Raw genomic sequence first — 20544 nt, 5'->3', positions numbered from 1 at the left:
TTCACGACCCGATCCGCGGGCGCATGCAACAGCGTCAACGCGGGCGCACTCACACCGCACCCTCCTCACGCAGCCGCGCCACCTCGGACGGCGCGAAACCCAGCTCCCCCAGCACTTCGTCGGTGTCCGCGCCATGCGCGCGGCCCGTGTGGGCGATGACCCCGTCGTGGCCGGACAGCCGGAAGATGGGCCCCTGCATGAGCGTCGGCCCCAGCTCTGGGTCCTCGATCTCGTGGATCGTGCCCAGGGCGCGGAACTGCGGGTCCTCGACGATGTCCTCGGCGTCGTAGATCGGCGCCACCGCGGCCTGCGCGGCCTCGAACTCGGCGACCACCTCGTCGCGGGTGTGCCGGGCGATCCACCCGCCCACGGCCTCGTCGAGCTCGTCGGCGTGCTTCGCGCGCTCGGCGCCGCTGGCGAACCACGGCTCGTCGATCAGGTCCGGCCTCCCGACCAGCCGCATCACGCGCTCGGCGATCGACTGCGCCGACGTCGACACGGCGACCCACTGCCCGTCGCCGGTGCGGTAGGTGTTGCGCGGCGCGTTGTTCACCGACCGGTTGCCGGTGCGCGGCTGCACCGAGCGCAGCTGGTCCCACCGCGTGATCTGCGGCCCCAGCATCGCCAGGATCGGCTCCACGATCGCGGTGTCCACGACCTGACCGCGCCCGGTCCGCTCACGCGCCGACAGCGCCACCATGATCGCGTACGCGGTGGCCAGCGAGGCGATGCCATCGGCGAGCCCGAACGGCGGCAGCGTCGGCGGCCCGTCCGGTTCCCCGGTGGCGGCGGCGAACCCGCTCATCGCCTCCGCCAGCGTGCCGAACCCGGGCCGCCGCCGGTACGGGCCGATCTGCCCGAACCCGGTGACACGGGCGAGCACGAGCCGCGGGTTGCGCGCGGACAGCTCGTCGTAGCCCAGGTCCCAGCGCTCCAGCGTGCCCGGCCGGAAGTTCTCGATGATCACGTCCGACCGTTCGGCCAGCTTCAGGAACACCTCGCGGCCGCCGGGTTTGCCCAGGTCGGCGGTGATGGTGCGCTTGTTGCGGCCGAGCGTCTTCCACCACAGGTTGACGCCGTCCTTGGCGACGCCGTGGTTGCGCGCCGGATCGGGACGGCCGGGGTGCTCGACCTTGATCACCTCGGCGCCCATGTCACCCAGGTGCATCGCGGCCATCGGGCCGGCGAACAGCGTGGCGGCGTCGACGACGCGCAGCCCGGCCAGCGCCCCGGCGGCGGGGTCCCGGGAGACGGTCACGCGGTCACCTCCGGCAGGTCCCAGGCGCAGCGGAACCCCACGGTCGCGCCGCGCGCCAGCCCGAGCCCGGGCAGGAGCAGCTTCACGCTGTAGTCCGGGTCGCGGCGGCCGCCTTCGACGTACCAGTCGGAGCCTTCGGCGCGGTAGTCGCAGCCGCCCTTGAGCATCACGAACCGGGTGCGCCCGTCGGAGTGCTCGCTCTCGGTCCAGTTCCACACGGCGGGCTCGCCGCGGCGCAGCAGGCCGGTCTCGCCCGCGAGCTGCCATTCGTCCTCGGTGGGCAGCCGCCCGCCGCGCCACGCGCAGTACGCGCGGGCGTCGTCGAGGTCCACGTAGGTCACCGGCGCGTCGGCGTCGGTGTTCCACGCGAGGAACCGGTGCGGTTGCGCCGGCCGGTAGCCGGTCCGCTCCAGGAACTCGGTGAACTGCGCGTTGGTCACCTCGGTCGCCGCGACGGCCACCGCGTTCGCGAGCACACCGTCGCGCTGGAGAGTGCGCGCGTCGTGCAGCCGCGGCGGCAGCGGCTTCCACTCGTCGACGTACGGCGCGCCCTGGTACATCCCGGTCTCGCGGGCGCGGTAGCGGACGGTCAGCACGTACGGTCCGGCGGGCACGACCACGGCGTCCGGGTCGGGCGTGCCGGTGCTGCGGGCCGACTGCTTGCGCACGGCGAGGCGGTGCGGGAAGCGGGCGTCCGGATCGTGCGGCACGTCCGGCAGTTCCTTCACCCACGCGGGTTCCGCCTCGGCCCGCAGGAACGCGGCGATCCCTCGCGCGGGCACACCCGGACCCAGCAACGGGATTCCGGGCGCGACCGGGCCGGTGTAGTCCCGGTCGCTCCGGTTGACGACCGTCCACAGTGTCTGGTCGCCGAGGTCCCAGCGGGAGCCGTACACCCCGGCCTCCTCCGCGCCGGGCGCGAGTTCGGCCAGCGGCGTCCACTCGCCGTGCAGCAGCAGGTCCTCGGCCGCCCGCTGGACGGTCACCATGCGCCGCACCGTCGCCGCGTCCCGGCGCGACCAGCCGACCCACACGCCGAAGACGACCTCCCACACCATCACGCCGACGCCGTTGAGCCACGCCGACTGCAGTTCCTCGGTGTGGTCGCGGTGCCAGCGGCGGACGTGGTGCTGCATGTGCCGCCGCTCGTACCAGTGCGCGCGCAGCACGCCGGGCACGGGCGAGTCGGCGAAGAACTGCGCCCACGACGACGCGTGGTCCTCGATCCGCTCGACCGGCAGCTTCGACTCGCCCTCCAGCACGATCCCCGGCTTCGCCCGCTCCAGGGCCTCGACGAACTCGGGTTCCGCCTTCTTGAGGGTGTCCAGGAAGACTCCGTCCGCGCCGAGGTCGGCGACCAGCGACGCGAGCTCCTCGAGGTCGTCCCCGGCGCGGCGGGTGCCGACGTCCCACGGGTTGTAGTCGACGAACACGTGCAGGCCCGCGTCGTGGAACTGCCGCACGAGATCGGTCAGCCCGGGCACGTCGCGGTAGAAGTCCCACTGGTTGCGGTCGTCCAGGCCGATCACCGGGTAGGCGTGCCACAGCACGACGGCGTCCAGCCCGGCGAACCGCTCCCGGGCGTCGGCGAGGAACCGCTCCGGCGTGAAGCGGCCCTGCTCGAAGTCGTAGAGCAGCTCGTCCCACAGCCACACCTGCGCGACAGTGCGGCACCGCGCCGCCCACGCCGCGCCGGGCCGCTCGTAGGCCGCGCCGGTGTAGCCGTGCCGCCCGCGGGCGTCCTCGCGCCACTCGCGCAACCGCTCGCGCCACGCCGGGCGGTCGGCCGGGTCCGCCGGGCCGGCGAAGATCTTCGCCTCGTCCAGCGCGACCAGCTGGTCCCCGGTCAGCGGGCCGGGCGGGACCTCGGTGGGCCGGTCGATCGGGCGCGGCACGAGCGGGTCGAACGTGTAGGTCATTTCGCGCTCTCCTCGACCTCCGCGACGGTGGGCACGGCGTCCTGCGCGCCGGGCCGGGTGACCGCGAGCGCGGCCGCGGCACCGGCGAGCCGGGCGGCGCCGGCCAGGTCCAGTCCGCGGGCGAGCCCGGCCGCGAGCACGCCGCAGAAGGTGTCCCCGGCGCCGGTCGTGTCGACCGCGTCCACCTTGACGCCCGGCACCCGCACGGGCTCGCGGTCCCGTTGCGCCACCAGGGATCCCTCGGCGCCGAGCGTGATCACCACGGCGGGCACCCGCTCCAGCAGCGCCGCGGCCAGTTCCTCCGGCGCGGCCTGGGTGTGCGCGAGGTCGGCGGCCTCGTACTCGTTGACTATCAGCAGGTCCAGCGCCGCCCAGACATCGCCGGGCAGGTCCTGCGACGGCGCCGCGTTGAGCACCATCCGGGCGCCCGGCCGTCGTGCGGCGGCGGCCGCGCGGACCATGTCGAGCGGGATCTCCAGCTGCGCCAGCACGACGTCGGCGTGCGCGATCCGCTCGACCTGGGCGGCGGTCAGTTCGAGGCGCGCGTTCGCGCCGGGCGCGACCACGATGGCGTTCTCGCCGTCCGGGGAGACGGTGATGAGCGCGGTCCCGGTCGGAGCGTCCACACGGGACACCAGGTCGACGCGGACCCCGGCTCGCTCCAGGGAGGCCAGCAGCAGATCTGCGGACTCGTCGCGGCCCAGGGCGCCGACGAACGTGGTGTCCGCTCCCCCGGCCCGCGCCGCGGCGACAGCCGAGTTCGCGCCCTTGCCACCCGGGGTGCGGCGCAGGTCGCCGCCGAGGATCGTCTCCCCGCCACCCGGATGGCGCGGCACGTCGACGACGAGGTCGACGTTGGCCGAGCCGACGACCACGACCTGCCCGGTCATGCGGCACCTCGTTCCACGGTCAGGGCGGCCGTGCGGGCCGCGAGGTCGGTGATGCGCTGCTCCCCGCCCGGCAGCGAGGTCGCGATGCGGTCGTCCAGCGGTTTCGCCCACTGGTCCGGCACCCCGTGCAGGGCGCCGACGACGCCGCCGACAGTAGCGGCCGCCGAGTCGGTGTCCCAGCCCGCGGTGACCGCGATCGAAATGCTCGGGCCGAACTCGCCGCCGCCCCTGGCCAGCGCGAAGGCGATGACGGCCGCGTTGTTCAGGACGTGGACCCAGTGCAGGTGCCCGTATTCGGCGTGCAGGCGGTCCAGTCCCGCGTCGACGCCGAGACCGGCCAGCGACCGTCCGAACCGGACGGCCTGCGCGAGCCTGCTGTCCGGCGGGATCACGGCTTCCGCCGCGTCCAGCACCTCGTCGGCCGTGCCGCACACCATCGACGCCGAGGCGAGCGCGGCTGCCCACATCGCGCCGTAGATGCCGTTGCGGGTGTGGCTCAGGCGGGCGTCGGTCCACGCCATCCGGGCCGCGGCGCGCACGTCGCCCGGCGAGACCCAGCCGAACACGTCGGTCCGGATGAGCGCGCCGATCCACTCGCGGAACGGGTTGTGGTGCGTGGCGGTCTCCGGCACCGGGCGGGCGTCCAGGATGTTGCGGTAGGCGGCGCGCTCGGCGGTGAACACCCGCCCGGCGGGCAGGTTGTCCAGCCACAGCTGCGCGACGTCGTCGGTGGTGAACCCGCGGCCGCGCTGCTCCAGGAGCGTGAGCGCGAGCATCGGGTAGTTGAGGTCGTCGTCCTCCGGCATCCCGTCGATGTTCTCCGCCAGCGAGGTCGGGGCGGAACGGCGGTTCCACGGCCACCGCGTGGCGACCTCGTCCGGCAGGCCGACGGCGGTGAACCAGCGGTCGAGCGGCCAGCGGCCGGTGGCGCGCAGGATCTCCTCGATGCCCTCGCGGGGGATCTTCTCGACCGGCTTGCCGAGCAGGCACCCGGCGGCGCGGCCGGTCCACGCGTCCAGCACGCGCCCGCTGCCGCCGGAAAGTTTCGGCGCGGGCGGCAGCAGTTCGGCGATGGCGTCCCAGTCGTCCGGTTCGTGCGGCGCCGGCGTGGCGGGCAGCGCGGCCAGCTCGTCGAGCAGGTCGCGGGCCAGCGCCCGCAGCTCCGGGGTGGCCGGCCGCGGACCGGCGCCGCTCACCGCGGGCACCGGGTCGCCACCGGCCGCGACCCAGCGGTCCCGGATAGCGGTGACGTCCCGGCCCTCGGCGGCGGACTGCACCAGCTCGTGCGCCAGCAGGTCCTCGGGCTGCGCCCAGGTGAGCCTCACGACCGCTCCCCCGTCCGCCGCGGCGGCGTCCCGGCCTGCGGCGTACCCACCTGCCGACTCACCGGCCCCGCCGGCCGCGCGATCACCACCGGATCCCGCCACCGCAGCCGCACAGTCACGCCACCCTCCTCACACAACCCCCAGCCGAGCCTCACGACCGCTCCCCCGCACGCCGCCGCGGCGCCCCCGCCTGCGCCGTGCCCACCTGCCGACTCACCGGCCCAGCCGACCGCGCGATCACCACCGGCTCCCGCCACTCCAGCCGCACAGTCACGCCACCCTCCTCACACAACCCCCAGCTGATGTCGTCCCGCACCGTCACGCCTGGTCCAGCGCGTCCAGCGTCCGCAGCCGCGCCAGTGCGCGTTCCCGGTCCGCCTTCAGGATGTCCGCGGCCGCCGCGGCCATCAGCCGCCCGGTTTCGCGGAGGTCCATCCTGCTCGCCTCGCCGATCGCGTCGATCCAGTCGGCGGGCACGGCCGCCGTGCCACCGAGACCGGCGCACAACGCGCCCGCCATCACCGCGATCGAGTCGGCGTCCCGGCCGTAGTTCACCGCGCCCAGCACCGCGCCGCGGTAGTCGCCGCGGTGGCCGAGCACGAACCCGAGCGCGGCGGGCAGCTCCTCGATCGACTTGGTGCGCGACGGCCGCCGCGCGTCCATCGACATCTGCCGGTACTGCGGCCCCACCGAGTCGTACGGGGCGACCGTGTCCCGGATCAGCCGGGCCAGCTCCCGCTCCTCGTCGTCGTTGGACGGTGCGGAAGTCCAGCCGTCGAAGGCGTCCACCACGGCGCGGAGGGCGGCGGCGGTGCCGTCGTGCGCGACGTCCAGCGCCGCGGCGACCACGTCGTCCAGCGTCGCGCCGGGGGCGACCGACGCCGCGACCATCGCCGCGAACACGCCGGCCGCCTCCCGGCCGTAGCTGGACTGGTGGGCGCCGGTCAGGTCGATCGCCTCGGCGTAGGCGCCGCGCGGGTCCCCGGCGTTGGCGAGCCCGACCGGCGCCACGTACATCGCGGCGCCGCAGTTGACGACGTTGCCGACCCCGGCCTCCCGCGGGTCGACGTGCCCGTAGTGGAGCCGGGCGACGATCCACTTCTCCGCCAGGAAGACCCGCTGCAGCAGCAGCGCGGTCGACTCCAGCTCGGGCACCCACCTGGGTTCGCCGATCATCAGCGGCACCAGGTCCTCGGCCATCGCGTACGCGTCGAGGTGCGCGCGGCGCTTCGCGTACACCTCGACGAGCGCGCGGGTCATCAGGGTGTCGTCGGTGACGTGCCCGTCCCCCTTGTGGTACGGCGCGATCGGGCGCGCCTCCCGCCAGTTCGGGAACCACGGCCCGACGATGCCGGTCACCCGGCCGCCGTGGCGCTCCTCGATCTGCTCCGGGGTCCACCCCTCGGTGGCGCCACCCAGCGCGTCCCCCACGGCCGCCCCGGTGATCACCGCCACCGCTCGGTCTTCCAGCCAGGTCACCGGCTTCACGTTTCCCTTCCAGATGGTCCGGTCGCTACCGGTTGATGGAGTTCCAGCCGTCGGTCAGTTCCTTCGACAGACCGTTCGCGTCGATCTGCTTCGCGAGGAACTTCTGGTAGGCCGGGGTAGCGACGGTGTCCTTCCACTGCGCGTACTTGTCGACGAACAGGTACGGCGCGGAGGTGAGGTACTGGCCCGAGGACAGGATCTCCTTCCAGCCGTTCTGCGCGCCGAGCTTCGTGGTCAGCGCCTCGCGGGCCGAAGTGGTCGCCGGGATCAGCGCGTCGGCCTCGTTGAGCGCGGCCAGGTTCTCGGTGTTGGTGAAGAACTCGATGAACTGCGCGGCCTGCTCGACGTGCGCGGAGTCCTTGTTCACCGACAGCGTCTGCGGATTGGCGGCCTGCGCGGGACCGGCGGGGCCGGCCAGCGGCGGCAGCACGACCCAGTCGAAACCGGCGGGCGCGTCCTTGGCGATGTTGGCGGCCTGGAACGAACCCTGGATCGTCATCGCGGTCTGCCCGGCGTAGAACGGCGCCAGCGCCTTGGAACCGGACTGGGTCAGCGTGACCGGCAGGATCGAGTTGTCCTGGTGCGCCATGGCGTCCACCAGCTGCGGCAGGGCCATCTCACCCTGGCCGACGCTGATCTTCGCGTCGGTGCCGGTGCCGTCGAAGTACTTGCCGCCGAAGCCGGGCGCGAGCGCGACCATCGCGGCGGTCGGGCTGGACAGGCCCCAGCCGAGGCCGTAGGCGCCGTCGCGGGTGGTCGCCTTCGCGATCTCCCGCAGCTGGTCCCAGGTCATCGTGTCGCCGGCCGGGATGGTGACCCCGGCCTTCTGCAGCAGCGCCCGGTTGGCGAAGACCACATAGGACTGCAGCTCGGTCGGGTAGGCGATCACCTGGTTGTCCACGGTGACCGAGTCCAGCACGCCCTTGGGGATGTCGGTCTTCTTCTGCTCCGACAGGTACGGCGTGAGGTCGGCGAGGTAGCCGTCCTTGGCGAACGGGACGACGCCGGCGGCCTCGTAGTGGATGATGTCCGGCGCGCTGCCCGCGTTGAACTGCGTGATCAGCTTGTCGTAGACGCCGTCCCAGCCCGCCTGCACGACCTCGACCTTGACGTCGGGGTGCGCCTTGTTCCAGTCGTCGACGATCTTGTTCGTCGCCGCGATCGCCGCGGGCTGGTCCGACAGGGACTGGAACTTGAGCGTCACCGGGCCGCCGGCGCTGTCACCGCCGCTGGAGCACGCGGTGAACAGCAGGCTCGCGGCCGCCGCGAGCGCGGCCGTCACCAAACGTCGAGACTTCATTGACCGACCTTTCGTTTTCCGGGGGTTCATCCCTTCACCGCCCCGGCCATCAGCCCGCTGGTGAGCCTCCGGCGCAGGATGGTGAAGAAGACGATGCTGGGGATCGCGGCGAGCACGGCGCCCGCGGCGAGCGGGCCGAGGGACACCTTGCCCTCGCCGCCGATGAACATGTTCAGCGTGATGGGCAGCGTGTAGTTCTCCGGCGACTGGAGCAGCACCAGCGCGAAGAAGAACTCGTTCCAGGAGGAGACGAAGCTGAACATCGCGGTGGCGACGATGCCGGGCATCAGGAGCGGGAACACGATCCGGCGCAGCACGGTCCACCGGCCCGCGCCGTCCATCGCGCCGGCCTCTTCCAGGTCGACCGGGATCGCGCTGACGTAGCCCTGCAGCATCCACAGCGCGAACGGCAGCGTGTAGGTGGTGTGCACCAGCGTCAGGCCGGCCAGGCTGTCGGCCAGCCCGATGGTGCGCAGGATCAGGAACAGCGGCAGGATCACCAGGACCACGGGGAAGACCTGGGACACCAGGATCCAGCCCACGCCGGCGGCGCGGATCTTGCCCTTGAGCCGGGCGAGCACGTAGGACGCGGGCAGCGCGATCACGATGACCAGCGCGGTGGACACCAGCGCCACGACCAGGCTGTTGCCCGCCGAGTGCACCAGGCCCTGTCGGTCGAGCGCTTCGGTGTAGTTGTCCCAGTGCCACTGCTGCGGCAGCAGGCTCACGGTGAGCGAGTTGAGCTCGCCGGAGGACTTCACCGACGCCGAGATCAGCCACAGCAGCGGGAAGCCGAGGAACAGGATGTAGGCCGCCAGCGCCAGGTACTGGGCGGGACGCAGGAGGACGCGCATGTGGTCACCGCCCCCGCTCGGCGCGGTCGTCGCGGAACTGCGACCGCAGGTAGACCGCCAGCAGCAGCACGACGATGATCACGAGCACGAGCCCCATCGCCGCCGCGTAGCCGATGTTGCGGTTCTTGAACGCTTCGAGGTAGATGAAGAGCACCGGCACCATCGTCTTTCCGCCCGGCCCGCCCTCGGTGAGGACGTAGACCAGCGAGAACGAGTTGAAGTTCCAGATGAAGTTCAGCGACGTGATCGAGGTGACGATCGGCCGCAGGCTGGGCCAGGTGACCGCGGTGAACCGCCGCCACGCGCCCGCGCCGTCCACCGCCGCGGCCTCGTGCAGGTCCTGCGGGATCTGCTGCAGACCGGCCAGCAGGGTGACGGTGGTCTGCGGCATGCCGACCCACACGCCGACGACGATCACCGCGGGCAGCGCCGTGGAGAAGTCGCCGAGCCAGTTGGTGTCGGCGGGCAGGCCGACGCTGCCGAGGAAGGCGTTGAGCGGGCCGCCGTTGGCCGAGTAGATCATCTGCCACATGATCGCCACGACGACCGGCGGCATCGCCCACGGGATGAGGGCGAGCACACGGGTCAGGCCCTGCAGCTTGAGGCCCGAGTTGAGCAGCAGCGCCAGGCCCATCGAGGCGGCCAGCTGCAGCACGGTGACGCCGACCGTCCAAATCAGACCGATGCGGAGGCTGTCCCAGAAGAACGAGTTGCCCGCCAGCTTGGTGAAGTTGTCGATGCCGGTGAAGTCGTAGTCGGGGTTGCGGACCAGGCGGGCGTCGGTGAACGCCAGCGCCAGGCCCATCACCAGCGGCGCGACGCTGAGCACCAGGATCGGGATCAGCGACGGCATCACCAGCGCGATCGCCTCGCGGCGGCGCGAGCGGGCCATGGTGCCCTTGCGGCGCTTGCGGGGCGCCGGTGCGGGCGCGGGGGCGCGGGTGTCCGCGGCCAGGGTCATCGCCGGCCTCCCTCGGTGAGCCCGCCCGCGGCGGGGACGGTGGAACCGCGCACGATCAGCTCCGGGCCGACGGTGACCTGCTGCGCGTCCTGGCCGGCGTCGTCGGCGAGGCGGAGCATGAGCTGCGCGGCGGCGCGCCCGCGCTCGGTGCTGCCGAGGGAGACGCTGGTCAGGGTCGGGTGGAAGACGCGGCCGATCTCGGTGTCGTCCATGCCGGTGACCGCGATGTCGTCCGGCACGGACAGCCCGAGTTCGCGGATGGCGTGGATGGCGCCGATGGCGAGCAGGTCGTTGGCCGCGACGATGGCGTCGAGGCGTTCCGGGGCCGCGGCCAGCAGGCGGCGCGCGGCGGTGAGGCCGGCGGCGACGGTGAAGTCCTTGGCGACCTCGGTGGTGTGGCCCGTGCCCGCGGCGGCTTCGAAGCCACGCTGGCGGGCCTGGCCGGGGGTCGTGTCGAGGGGGCCGTTGAGGAAGCCGATCCGGCGGCGCCCGAGTTCCTGCAGGTGGCGGACCGCCTGGCCGATGCCGCCCGCGGAGTCGGTGGAGACCGAGCTGATGCCGTGGGCGTCCAGGGCGCGGCCGATGACCACGACCGGGACGGCGGCCTGCTGGATCTCCTCGATCAGGCGGTCGTCGGTGCGCAGCGGGCTGATGACCATGCCGTCGACGAAACCGCTGTTGAGGCTGCGCACCAGGTCGGCCGTCGAGGTCGAGGTGTCGCCGGTGGTCATGACCACGACGCGGTACCCGTGCGGCGCGAGGACCTCGTGGATGGCCCGCATCATCTCGACGTAGACCGGGTTGCCGATGTCGGCGACCGCGAACGCGATCTGGAAGGTCTTCTTCATCCGCAGCGAGCGGCCGATGGCGTCCGGGCTGTAACCCAGCTCCTCCGCGGCGGCCCGGACGCGCTCGATCATGGCCGGGCTAGCGCCGGTGCCGTGCAGGGCGCGCGAGGTCGAGGCCAGAGACACCCCGGCTCGTTCGGCCACCTGCAGCAGCGTGGCCCGTGTAGACGTCATTGTCGCTCCGTCGTCGTTCGTTGCCTTGGAAACGTTTCCAACCCGTGACGCTCGGTGGTTGGAAACGATTCCAAGGGGCTGCGGGGAATAGTGACATCCGGTTCGAGGGGTGTCAACACCGGGGTGCGCGTGGGGTCGCGGTGGCGGCTTCGACGCTGGTCAGCGGGCGGCTGAGCTCGCGCGGCAGGCGGTGGCGCTCGCCCTACTGTTCGCGGCGGGGTTTTTACGCTCCGCTACGAGCTTCCCACACTCCGCGATACCCGCCGCGCTGCCCCGCCCGTGTCCTACGCTCCGCGATGCATCCCGCGCTACCCCGCGCGTGAACCACTCCCCACGACGCCATCCGCGCTATCCCGCGCAAGCCACACGCCCGCGGCGCATCCCGCACTGCCCCGCGGGGCCACACGCCCGCCACGCATCCCGCGCTACCCCGCGGGGCCACACGCCCGCCACGCATCCCGCGCTACCCCGCGCGGCCACACCCCCGCCACGCATCCCGCGCTACCCCGCCCGAACCACACGCCCCGCCACGCATCCCGCGCTACCCCGCCCGAACCACACGCCCCGCGACGCATCCCGCGCTGCCCCCCGCCCGAACCACACGCCCCGCCACGCCACCCGTGCTACCCCACGCCTCCGATGCGTCCCGCACTGCCCCGCCCGAATCACAGGCTCCGCGGTGCGATCTGCCTCCAGGCGCGAGCCGCGCCCACGCTGCCACGCGGTCTCACGTCTCGCACTGTCAGGCGCATCGCTCCGCAGTGCGAGTTTCCCGTCCTTGAAGGCGCCCCGAAGGTTGCGCCCGGGAGCGTCCACTTCAGACCCTGCGCGCGACATTTTCCCCAGCAGGTCAGCGGAAAGCGTCCGCGTTCTCCCGCGCCCACTGCTCGAACGTGCGCGGCGCCCGCCCGGTCACCTCGGCCACGTCGGGGTGCACCGTGGCCTCGTCCAGCTTGCCCTCGGCGTAGAACTGGGCGAACGCCTCCACGTAGTCGGCCGGCATCGCCGCTGCCATCTCGGCCCGGGTCTCCTCGTCGGACAGGCCCACCACGCGCAGGTCCCGGCCCAGCACACGCCCGAGCACCGCCACCTGCTGGGCAGGCAACAGCGCCTCGGGACCGGTCAGATCGTAGATCCGGCCCTCGTGCCCGCCCCGCAGCGCCCGCACGGCCACCGCCGCGATGTCGCCCGGGTCGACGCACGCCGCGGGCACGTCCGGGTACTGCACACGCACCTCGTCGCCCGCCCGCAGCTGCGGCAGCCACCGCAGCGCGTTCGACATGAACGCGCGCGGCCGCAGGAACGTCCACGCCAGACCGGACTCCCGCACGGCCCGTTCGGACAGCGTCATGTACCGCGACACGGCGTTGTCCAGATCCGCAAGCGCGGCCGACCCACCGGACAGCAACACCACCCGCTCGACACCGACCGCCCGCGCCCGCGCCAGCAGCCCCGGCATGTCCGCGTACCCGGACAGCAGGAACACCCCGGTCACGCCCTCGAACGGGACGCTCGCCGGATCGTTGAGATCGCCGACGACCGGCTCCGCACCGGGGACCACGGCGTCCGGCTTCCGCACCAGCGCCCGCACCGGCTCACCAGTCCCGGCGAGCTCGCGCACCACCGCCCCGCCCGCCGTGCCGGTCGCGCCAGTGACGAGAAACATCGTGCCCCCCAGATGCCGGTCGAGTCCTGGACAATACCCGGTGTGAAGAAGATCGGGTTCCTTTCGTTCGGCCACCACCAGCCGGGCACGCCCACCCCGACGGCCGGCGACGCGCTGCGGCAGATGGTCGAGCTCGCCGTGGCCGCCGAGGAGCTGGGCGTCGACGGCGCGTTCCTGCGCGTGCACCACTTCGCGCCCCAGTTCTCGACACCCTTCCCGCTGCTGGCGGCGATGGCCGCGCGCACCGAGCGCATCGAGCTCGGCACCGGCGTGATCGACATGCGCTACGAGAACCCGCTCTACATGGCCGAACAGGCCGCGGCCACCGACCTGCTCAGCGGCGAACGGCTGCAGCTCGGCATCAGCCGCGGCTCCCCCGAACCCGCGCTGCACGGCGCGTCCGCGTTCGGCTACGTCCCGGCCGACGGCGAGACCGACGCGGACATGGCGCGCAAGCACACGGAGATCTTCCGGACCGCGATCGGCGGCAGCGGTGTCGTCCGGGCCGATCCGCGGATGACCGGCCGCGGCGGGATGCTCGCGATCCAGCCGCAGTCGCCGACGCTGTACGAGCGGATCTGGTGGGGCAGCGGCACCCGCGCCACCGCGAAGTGGGCCGCCGAGCAGGGGATGAACCTGATGAGCTCGACACTGCTCACGGAGGACACCGGGGTGCCGTTCGACGAGCTGCAGGCCGAGCAGATCGAGATCTTCCGCGCGGAGTGGGCGCGCCTGGGGCACGTCCGCGAGCCGCGGGTGTCGGTGAGCCGCAGCGTAATTCCGATCACCACCGACGTCGACCGGCGGTTCTTCGGGCGGGAACGGGACAGCCAGGACCAGGTCGGCTGGCTCGACGGCGGGGTGGCGCGGTTCGGGAAGACCTACGCGGGCGAGCCGGACGTGATCGCCAAGCAGCTCGCCGAGGACGCGGCCGTGCAGGCGGCGGACACGGTCCTGGTGACGGTGCCGAACCAGCTCGGCGTGGACTACAACGCGCACCTGCTGGAGTCGATCGTCCGCGACGTCGCACCCGACGCCGGCTGGCGCTGAAACGTTCGCCGCTCGTTCACCCGGCCCTCATGTGCGCGGCCGAAGATCGCCGGGTGCGTAGAACACTGGCGGTCGTGCTGATGCTGAGCGGAATCCTGCTGACCTCGGTGGCGCCCGCGAACGCGAGCGAGCCGCGGCAGCGGGTGCTGTCCGTGCTGAGTTTCAACATCCACCACGCGCAGGGCACCGACGACGTGCTCGACCTCGCGCGCGTGGCCGGGGTGATCCGGGACAGCGGCGCCGACGTCGTCGGGCTGCAGGAGGTGGACCGGCACTACTCGGCGCGCAGCGAGTGGGCCGACCAGGCCGCCGAGCTCGCCCGGATGCTCGGCTACCACGTGGTCTTCGGCGCGAACATCGACCGGGATCCGCCCGCCGCCGGCAGCCCGCGGATCCAGTACGGCACCGCGATCCTGTCCCGCTACCCGATCACCGCGTGGGACAACACGCACCTGTTCCGGTCGCCGAACCAGGAGCAGCGCGGGCTGCTGCACGCGGTGCTGGACGTGCGCGGCGTGGCGGTGCACGTGTACGACACACACCTCGCGGCAAGTTCCCAGGTGGACCGGCTGGAGCAGACCCGGCAGATCACGGAGCTCATCGGCGACACCACGCCTGCGGTGCTCGTGGGCGACCTGAACGCGCTCCCGGAGGCCCCGGAGATCGCCCCGCTGAACGTGGCCTTCACCGACACGTGGCCGGTGTCCGGGAAGGGCGCGGGCGCGACGTACCCGGCGGAGGCGCCGGACCGGCGGATCGACTACATCTACGCGTCGCGCTCGGTGCAGCCGCTGGTGACGCGGGTGCTGGACGGGGATCCCGTCGCCTCGGACCACCTGCCCCTGATGAGCCGCCTGCTCGTGCGGCACTGAGTTTCAGGCACGCTGGCAGCAGCGGCCCCTTTGCCGCCGTGGTCCGCGGATGTCCCCCCAGCGTGGGCAGTTCCGCGGACCCCGGCGCTCCTGGCTCGCGCCGACGCCAACTGGTCGAGGTGGACGGTCAACGGACCTTCCGCGCGCGGAGGGTCCGGCCGGCTGGCCGGCACGCCGAGGGTCGGCCAGCCGACGGCCCGCCCGGTGGGCGGGCATCGACCGCCGGGCGACCACGCCCGCCGTGGACGGTCAACGGGCGACCAGCGCTCGGCAGTCGGCGCGCGGTTGCGCATTGGCTGACGAGCCCGCCCGGTTGACCTCCCAGTGCCTCCAGTCGCATTCGCTGAACACGACGGCGAACACGGCGGTCGAGCGACCACACCGAGGCGGACGCCTCCGACACCTCCGCCGGCGGCCAGCAGTGGCGCGCCAACCTATGAAGCCTGCCCGATTGACCTCCCAGCGCTCCCAGCTGCGCTCACCGGCACATTCCACCCCGGAACGACCAAGCCAAGGCCGATACTCAGCGGGACTCCAGCACCACCGCCCAACGGCAGTCACCCACCAACCAACAAAACCCGCCCGGCAGACCACCCAGCGCCCCCAGCCGCGCTCGCCAGCACATTCCACCGCCGAACGACCAAGCCAAGGCCGATACTCAGCGGGACTCCAGCACCACCGCCCAACGGCAGTCACCCACCAACCAACAAAACCCGCCCAGCAGACCACCCAGCGCCCCCAGCTACGCTCGCCAGACCACATCACCACCCGCCGAACCACGCCCGAGGCGGACACTCAGCGCGCCCGCAGCACCTCCGCCAGCCTGCCTTCGTGGTGGGCCGTCACCAGCGCCGCAGCCACGTCGCGCAGTTTCACGTTCCGCTGCTGCGACATCCGCTTCAGCGCGGCGAGCGCCTCGTCCGCCGTCTGGTGGCCGTGGTGCATCAGCAGGCCCTGCGCCTGCGCGATGACCGTCCGCGTCCGCAGCGCCGTCTGCACGTGCCCCAGCAGGCGGATGTTGTCGTGGTAGAGCGCGCTGTTGTCGAACGCCACGCCCGCGTGGAGGGTGAACAACAGCGCCAGGTCGTGTGAATCCTCGCCGAAACGGCCGCGCTCGGCGGAGAGCACGCTGAACGCCGCCCCGGACTCGGCGCCGGGCAGTGGCAGCGTCAGCGCGCTGCCGAACCCGTGCCGGCGCAGGTGCGCGCTGTAGGCGGGCCACCGCTCGTCCGTCGCGGTGTCGTCCACCCGCCGCGGCTCGCGGTAGGTCAGCGCCTCCGTGACCGGGTCCGGCCCGGACCCGTCGGTCGGCGGCTCCGGCAACGGCTTGCCCGCGGACGCGAGCACCTCGGCCGTCCCCGCCGCCGTGCGGACCGTGATGGACGCGCGGTCGCAGCCCGGCAGCAACGCGCAGGCACGCGCCACGTACCGGGACAGGGTCGAGGTGACGTCGTCGTCGTCCACCAGCCTGCCGATCTCGGCGAGTTCCTGCGCGATCGTGAGCACCGCGGGTGCGGACAGGAGCGATTCGCTCATGACACCTCGTCTCTTCCACGCGACCTGCCGGTCCTCGTCCGGCAAGCCTAGCCGGGCGATGCGGTAGGGTCGGTTGCGTCACGGTTATACAAGCAGCTGTGGCTCGCCAGTTTCCGTCGGCAGCGCGGTGTCCGTGTCCTGCCCTGTTTCGCGAGCCCACGAGCTTGCCCCAGGAGATACCAGTGACGAACCTGAAAGTGGAGTGGACCTACCGGCCGGACGCGCTCGTCGTGACCGTGACGGGTGAAATCGACGCCGGAACCGTCGTCCACCTGCGGGACGGGCTGGGGGCGGCCCGTGCGGGGGCGCCGGTGCCCCCGCCGCGCACGCTGGTTCTCGACCTCCTGCGCGTCGGATTCCTCGACTCGGGCGGCCTCGCGTTGCTGGTCGAGGTTTCGCGGGAGTGCGAGGCCGCCGGGCAGGAGTTCATCCTGGTCTGCACGAGCCGCCCGGTGCTGCGCCCGCTCGAGCTGACCGGGCTGGACCGGGTCTTCACGATCGCCTCGGCGGTGCCGTCGGCGGCCTGACGCTCAGTTCGGCAGACTGTCGTCCGGGTCCACCACGTGCCCGGAGTGCTCGGCGACGAACCGCGCCGAAATGGTGTGCAGCTTGACGTTCTCCCGCTGGGACTGCCCCACCAGGAGCTGGAACGCCTCGTCGGCGCTGATCCGCCTCGCAGCCATCAGGATGCCCTTGGCCTGCTCGATGACCCCGCGCGTGCGCATCGCCGCGCGCAACTGGCGCACCTGTTCCTGGGTGCGCAACGCGCGTCTGGACAGGTGCAGCACCGTGTCCACGACCGTCGCGTACAGCTCCAGGTACTTCTGGTCGACGTCGCGGAACCCGTGCTCGCCGAACCCGAACAGGTTGATCGCGCCCATCGCCTCGTCGCGCACCTGCAGCGGCGAAGCCAGGTAGCTCGCCACCCCGTGCCCGGCCGCGACGGCGGAGAACCCGGGCCACAACTCCCGCGCCGTGCCGACCTCGACCCGGACCACCTGCCCGGTGCGCGCCGCGCGCAGGCACGGGCCGTCGTCCTCGTCGTACTGCGCCGCGTCGATGCGCGTGGCGCGGTCGTCGGTCGAAGCCACCGATCGCGCGCCGGAATCGTCGAGCACCGTGATCGAGGCCATGTCGGCCCCGGGCACCACGCGCACGACCTGCTCGCAGACCACCCGCAGCAGCACGTCGAAGTCGTCGGTGTTCCCGACCGTGCCGGCCAGTTCCTCGAGTGCACGGGTCACCTCGTCGAGGTGTGCGAGCTGGCCTGCCGCACCGTCGCTCATCCTGGTCGTGTCCCTTCCTGGCAACCATCCGGAGCGGGGCGAGCGACCAGCGACAGACAGCACCGGGCCCGCACCCGGTCGCTGTCTGCTCAACAACCCGGCCGATATTACCCGGCCGCCCGGCGGGCGGATCGCAGGTCAGGCGCGGGTGCGGCGCAGACGTGCCAGCAGGTACCGCGCCCGCAACTCGATCCCGCCCGCGCGGTGCGTGGCTCGGGCTTCGATCGCGTCGCCCACAGCGGCGTGCAGGTCGTCCCACCGGCCCTCGGCTTCCAGGCGCGGACGCTCGCGCTGGGCGTGGCCGGCGGTGTCGACGAAGAACCCGGCGGCCGTCTCCACGTCGGGGAAGATCAGGGGCAGGTCGTGCGCGTCGGCCGCGTCGAGCCGGAGGCGGTGGGGCGTCAGCAGATCGGCGAGGGCGGCGGGGTCACCCCAGCGGGAGGGCGGCGCGCCGGTGGGCGGTGGCAGGAAGGGCGCCATCGCGGCACCGGTGGCAGGCAGGAGGCTGCCCGGGACCCACGAGGCGAGCACGACGCGGCCGCCCGGTTTGGTGCAGCGGGCCAGTTCGCGGGCCGCGGAGCCGGGCGCGTACATGACGCCGAAGACCGACAGGACCACGTCCGCGGCGCCGTCGGCGATGGGCAGCGCGGCCGCGTCGCCGACCAGCCAGCCGACCGCGGCGCTCCGCGTGGCGCCGATCCGCACGAGGGCGGGTTCGAAGTCGACGGCGATGGTGCGTGCCCGGGTGGCGGCGAGCAGGGCCGCGTTGCCGGTGCCCGTGGCGATGTCGAGCACCATGTCCCGGGCGGTGATCGCGGCTTCGTCGACGACCTGCCGGGCGACCGGTTCGAGTCGGCGCGCCATCGACGGGTAGTCACCGTCGCCCCAGGTGGTACTACCCTGAACAGAAGCTTCAATGGCACTCATATTTAGTGCAGTCTAAGCATATGCGGCGGGAGGGACAAGTGGCACATGATCCGGCGCTGGTCGGCGAGGTGGCCGCGTTGCTGTTCGACGTGGTGGAGCGCGCGCGGCAGGTCTACGGCGAGGCGTACCGGGCGGAGGGGCTGACCGAGCTGCAGTGGCTGGTGCTGCGGCGGCTGCGGCAGGAGCGGGAGGCGCCGCCGATCGGGCAGCTGGCGGCCTGGCTGGACACGGAGCCGCCGACCGTCACGGCGCTGGTGGACCGTCTGCAGGCGCGGGGACTGCTCGAACGCCGCGCCGACGAGGCCGACCGGCGGGTGCGCCGCATCCACCTGACGGCGGCTGCCGAGACCGCGCTGGAGCGGATCGACAGCCACGCCGCGAGCGGCTCACCGTGCCGGGAGCTGGGGGCAGGGGAACTCGCCGAGCTGCGGAACCTGCTGATCCGCATGCGACGCGACTAGCGCTTGGGCGCCGCTGACCGCCCGGACCGGCCGCGCCAGCGCGGCACTGTCCAGGGGCAGCGCGCCGCCGATCCGCCTGTGGGCGGCACCCGCGCTTGCAGCCGACCTCCGGCTGCACCACGCGGGTCCGCGGCCGGCACCTGCGCGCCCCGGGCTGGGGCGGCCAGCCGGAGTTCCTACGCGACCGCCGCCATGGCGTTCGCCGTCAGCTCCACCGACCGGACCCGGTCCGCGATGTCGTGCGCGTGGTGCGTCAGGATCAGCTCGTCGGCCTGGGCTTCGGTCGCGAAGTCCGCCAGGTAGGCGCGCACCTCGTCGGGAGTGCCGACCGCGGTGTAGCGCGTCATCGACGCCAGGCCGCGGCCGCGCGGCGAGGCCAGGAACGCGTCGATCTCCGCGTCGGTGAAGTTCGCCCCCGCGCGGCCCTGCGACAGCATCGCCCGGGTGCGCGCCCGGTACGCCACCGACCGCTGCGCCTCGGCCTCGTCGTGGTCCTCCGCCGCGAACACGTTCGCCCCGGCGATCACGTACGGCTCGGCGAGCTGCTCCGACGGCTGGAACCGCTCGCGGTACAGCGAGACGGCCTGGTGCAGCGAGTCCGGCGCGAAGTGCGACGCGAACGCGTACGGCAGCCCGAGCTGGGCGGCCAGCTGCGCCCCGAACAGCGACGAGCCCAGGATGTAGAGCGGCACGACGCCCTCGGCCCGCGGCACGGCCCGCACGCCGTGCACGGCCTTGCCGCTCAGATAGGCCTGCAGCTCCAGCACGTCCTGCGGGAACGAATCCGCCGACATCGGGTCGCGCCGCAGCGCCACCATCGTCTGCTGGTCGCTGCCCGGCGCCCGGCCGAGCCCGAGGTCGATGCGTCCCGGGAACAGGGTCTCCAGCGTGCCGAACTGCTCGGCGATCACCAGCGGCGAGTGGTTGGGCAGCATGATCCCGCCGGCGCCCAGCCGGATGGTCGACGTGTGCTCGGCGACGTGCCCGATCACCACGCTGGTCGCGCTGGAGGCGATGGACGCCATGTTGTGGTGCTCGGCGTACCAGACCCGCCGGTAGCCGCTGCGCTCGGCGGCCTGCGCGAGCGCCACGCTGGCCGCGAAGCTCTCGCGCGCGGTCTGGCCGGGCGCGATCGGCGCGAGGTCCAGTACGGACAGGACTGGGGACATGACGGGCTCACCTTTTCCGGGTCACAGGTCGCGGTGCAGTCGCTCGGTGAAGGCGCGGATGCGGTCCTCGTCGCGCCGGTAGTAGGTCCACTGGCCCTGTCGCGTGGCCAGCAGGAACCCGGCACGCTGCAGGATGGCCAGGTGCGCCGAGACCGTCGACGCGGAGGTGCCTGCCTTCTGCTGGATCAGGCCGACGCACACCCCCAGCCCGGCCGTGTTGGCAGCCGCCGGGAAGCTGGCCGCCGGGTCCTTGAGCCACTCCAGGATGCGCAGCCGCGTCTCGTTCGCCAGGGCCTTGCACTCAGGGAGCACCCGCACCGTCCTTCGACATTTCGCTAATTCCCGAAATTACTCCCGCCGATGAGGGGTCCGCACCATGACGCCGCTCACGGGGTGCGAGCGGCGGGTGGCGAGCTGCGCGAGGAGCCGCCGCCCGTCGTGGTGAACCACCGGGTTGCAGCCCGACGGCGTCGAGGTCGTGGACGGCGCCACCACGCGGTACGTGCCGGTGAAGACCGGGTTGTTCGCCGAGGGCAAGGTCGAGATCTCCGGCGACGGGA

General features: G+C 72.8%; 20 protein-coding genes. 4 read left to right on the top strand and 16 right to left on the bottom strand.

Translation table 11 applies throughout. The features are described 5' to 3' along the window. Window positions 1–49: 49 nt before the first annotated feature. The 11 genes from ABZ193_RS31825 to ABZ193_RS31775 all read right to left on the bottom strand — a co-directional run bounded on the left by ABZ193_RS31825 (window position 50) and on the right by ABZ193_RS31775 (window position 12683). Entirely contained in the window at window positions 50–1258 is a 1209-nt protein-coding gene (locus tag ABZ193_RS31825; RefSeq protein ID WP_020422208.1) for a CoA transferase, read from the bottom strand. Further along, the gene (locus tag ABZ193_RS31820) at window positions 1255–3177 is read right to left on the bottom strand and encodes an SUMF1/EgtB/PvdO family nonheme iron enzyme (protein WP_354712524.1); all 1923 of its coding nucleotides are present in this window, start codon (window positions 3175–3177) and stop codon (window positions 1255–1257) included. Before ABZ193_RS31820 ends, ABZ193_RS31825 begins: the two co-directional genes overlap by 4 nt. After that, window positions 3174–4067, bottom strand: coding sequence for a ribokinase (locus tag ABZ193_RS31815; RefSeq protein ID WP_354712523.1), 894 nt, complete (start codon window positions 4065–4067; stop codon window positions 3174–3176). The genes ABZ193_RS31820 and ABZ193_RS31815 overlap by 4 nt, the downstream gene beginning before the upstream one ends. Next, a complete protein-coding gene (locus ABZ193_RS31810; RefSeq protein ID WP_354712522.1) occupies window positions 4064–5392 on the bottom strand; it encodes an ADP-ribosylglycohydrolase family protein in 1329 nt (442 codons plus the stop codon). The genes ABZ193_RS31815 and ABZ193_RS31810 overlap by 4 nt, the downstream gene beginning before the upstream one ends. A gap of 151 nt (window positions 5393–5543) precedes the next feature. Continuing rightward, entirely contained in the window at window positions 5544–5666 is a 123-nt protein-coding gene (locus tag ABZ193_RS31805) for a hypothetical protein (protein WP_354712521.1), read from the bottom strand. A 44-nt stretch (window positions 5667–5710) separates the two neighbouring features. Beyond that, window positions 5711–6871, bottom strand: coding sequence for an ADP-ribosylglycohydrolase family protein (locus ABZ193_RS31800; protein ID WP_237338696.1), 1161 nt, complete (start codon window positions 6869–6871; stop codon window positions 5711–5713). 34 nt (window positions 6872–6905) lie between these two features. Continuing rightward, window positions 6906–8180, bottom strand: coding sequence for a sugar ABC transporter substrate-binding protein (locus ABZ193_RS31795; RefSeq protein WP_354712520.1), 1275 nt, complete (start codon window positions 8178–8180; stop codon window positions 6906–6908). 26 nt (window positions 8181–8206) lie between these two features. After that, a complete protein-coding gene (locus ABZ193_RS31790; RefSeq protein ID WP_354712519.1) occupies window positions 8207–9034 on the bottom strand; it encodes a carbohydrate ABC transporter permease in 828 nt (275 codons plus the stop codon). 4 nt (window positions 9035–9038) lie between these two features. Continuing rightward, window positions 9039–9995 (bottom strand): sugar ABC transporter permease, encoded by a 957-nt coding sequence (locus tag ABZ193_RS31785; RefSeq protein WP_237338699.1) that lies wholly within the window; start codon window positions 9993–9995, stop codon window positions 9039–9041. After that, on the bottom strand, window positions 9992–11017 hold the full coding sequence (locus ABZ193_RS31780) for a LacI family DNA-binding transcriptional regulator (protein WP_354712518.1): 1026 nt from the start codon (window positions 11015–11017) through the stop codon (window positions 9992–9994). The genes ABZ193_RS31785 and ABZ193_RS31780 overlap by 4 nt, the downstream gene beginning before the upstream one ends. A gap of 850 nt (window positions 11018–11867) precedes the next feature. Further along, window positions 11868–12683, bottom strand: a complete 816-nt coding sequence (locus ABZ193_RS31775) for an NAD(P)H-binding protein (protein ID WP_354712517.1) — start codon at window positions 12681–12683, stop codon at window positions 11868–11870. A gap of 42 nt (window positions 12684–12725) precedes the next feature. Between ABZ193_RS31775 and ABZ193_RS31770 the strand changes: the two genes are divergently transcribed. Together ABZ193_RS31770 and ABZ193_RS31765 are read left to right on the top strand one after the other, a co-directional pair. Continuing rightward, entirely contained in the window at window positions 12726–13733 is a 1008-nt protein-coding gene (locus tag ABZ193_RS31770; protein WP_354712516.1) for an LLM class flavin-dependent oxidoreductase, read from the top strand. Window positions 13734–13786: 53 nt separating this feature from the next. Next, a complete protein-coding gene (locus ABZ193_RS31765) occupies window positions 13787–14605 on the top strand; it encodes an endonuclease/exonuclease/phosphatase family protein (protein ID WP_354712515.1) in 819 nt (272 codons plus the stop codon). Between the two features lie 795 nt (window positions 14606–15400). Here ABZ193_RS31765 and ABZ193_RS31760 read toward each other — a convergent pair. Then, window positions 15401–16141, bottom strand: coding sequence for a GAF and ANTAR domain-containing protein (locus ABZ193_RS31760; protein WP_020422195.1), 741 nt, complete (start codon window positions 16139–16141; stop codon window positions 15401–15403). A 182-nt stretch (window positions 16142–16323) separates the two neighbouring features. Here ABZ193_RS31760 and ABZ193_RS31755 point away from each other — a divergent pair, with 182 nt between their 5' ends. Beyond that, complete coding sequence (locus ABZ193_RS31755; RefSeq protein ID WP_020422194.1) at window positions 16324–16668, top strand: STAS domain-containing protein; 345 nt, start codon at window positions 16324–16326, stop codon at window positions 16666–16668. A gap of 3 nt (window positions 16669–16671) precedes the next feature. Here the strand turns inward: ABZ193_RS31755 and ABZ193_RS31750 are convergent, their stop codons facing one another. Beyond that, entirely contained in the window at window positions 16672–17427 is a 756-nt protein-coding gene (locus ABZ193_RS31750; RefSeq protein WP_020422193.1) for a GAF and ANTAR domain-containing protein, read from the bottom strand. Window positions 17428–17565: 138 nt separating this feature from the next. Then, window positions 17566–18291: a class I SAM-dependent methyltransferase gene (locus ABZ193_RS31745; RefSeq protein WP_354712514.1), complete on the bottom strand. Its 726-nt coding sequence runs from the start codon at window positions 18289–18291 to the stop codon at window positions 17566–17568. 101 nt (window positions 18292–18392) lie between these two features. Here ABZ193_RS31745 and ABZ193_RS31740 point away from each other — a divergent pair, with 101 nt between their 5' ends. Further along, window positions 18393–18815 (top strand): MarR family transcriptional regulator, encoded by a 423-nt coding sequence (locus ABZ193_RS31740; protein WP_237338706.1) that lies wholly within the window; start codon window positions 18393–18395, stop codon window positions 18813–18815. 176 nt (window positions 18816–18991) lie between these two features. Here ABZ193_RS31740 and ABZ193_RS31735 read toward each other — a convergent pair whose 3' ends face one another. After that, a complete protein-coding gene (locus ABZ193_RS31735; protein WP_354712513.1) occupies window positions 18992–19984 on the bottom strand; it encodes an LLM class flavin-dependent oxidoreductase in 993 nt (330 codons plus the stop codon). Between the two features lie 21 nt (window positions 19985–20005). Further along, the gene (locus ABZ193_RS31730) at window positions 20006–20302 is read right to left on the bottom strand and encodes a metalloregulator ArsR/SmtB family transcription factor (RefSeq protein ID WP_354712512.1); all 297 of its coding nucleotides are present in this window, start codon (window positions 20300–20302) and stop codon (window positions 20006–20008) included. Window positions 20303–20544: the final 242 nt, after the last annotated feature.

The sequence above is a fragment of the Amycolatopsis sp. NPDC006125 genome, from assembly GCF_040614195.1.
GTDB lineage: Bacteria > Actinomycetota > Actinomycetes > Mycobacteriales > Pseudonocardiaceae > Amycolatopsis_E > Amycolatopsis_E tucumanensis.
The sequence above is the reverse complement of the archived record's forward strand: the minus strand, read 5'-3'. Positions and strand labels throughout refer to the sequence as shown.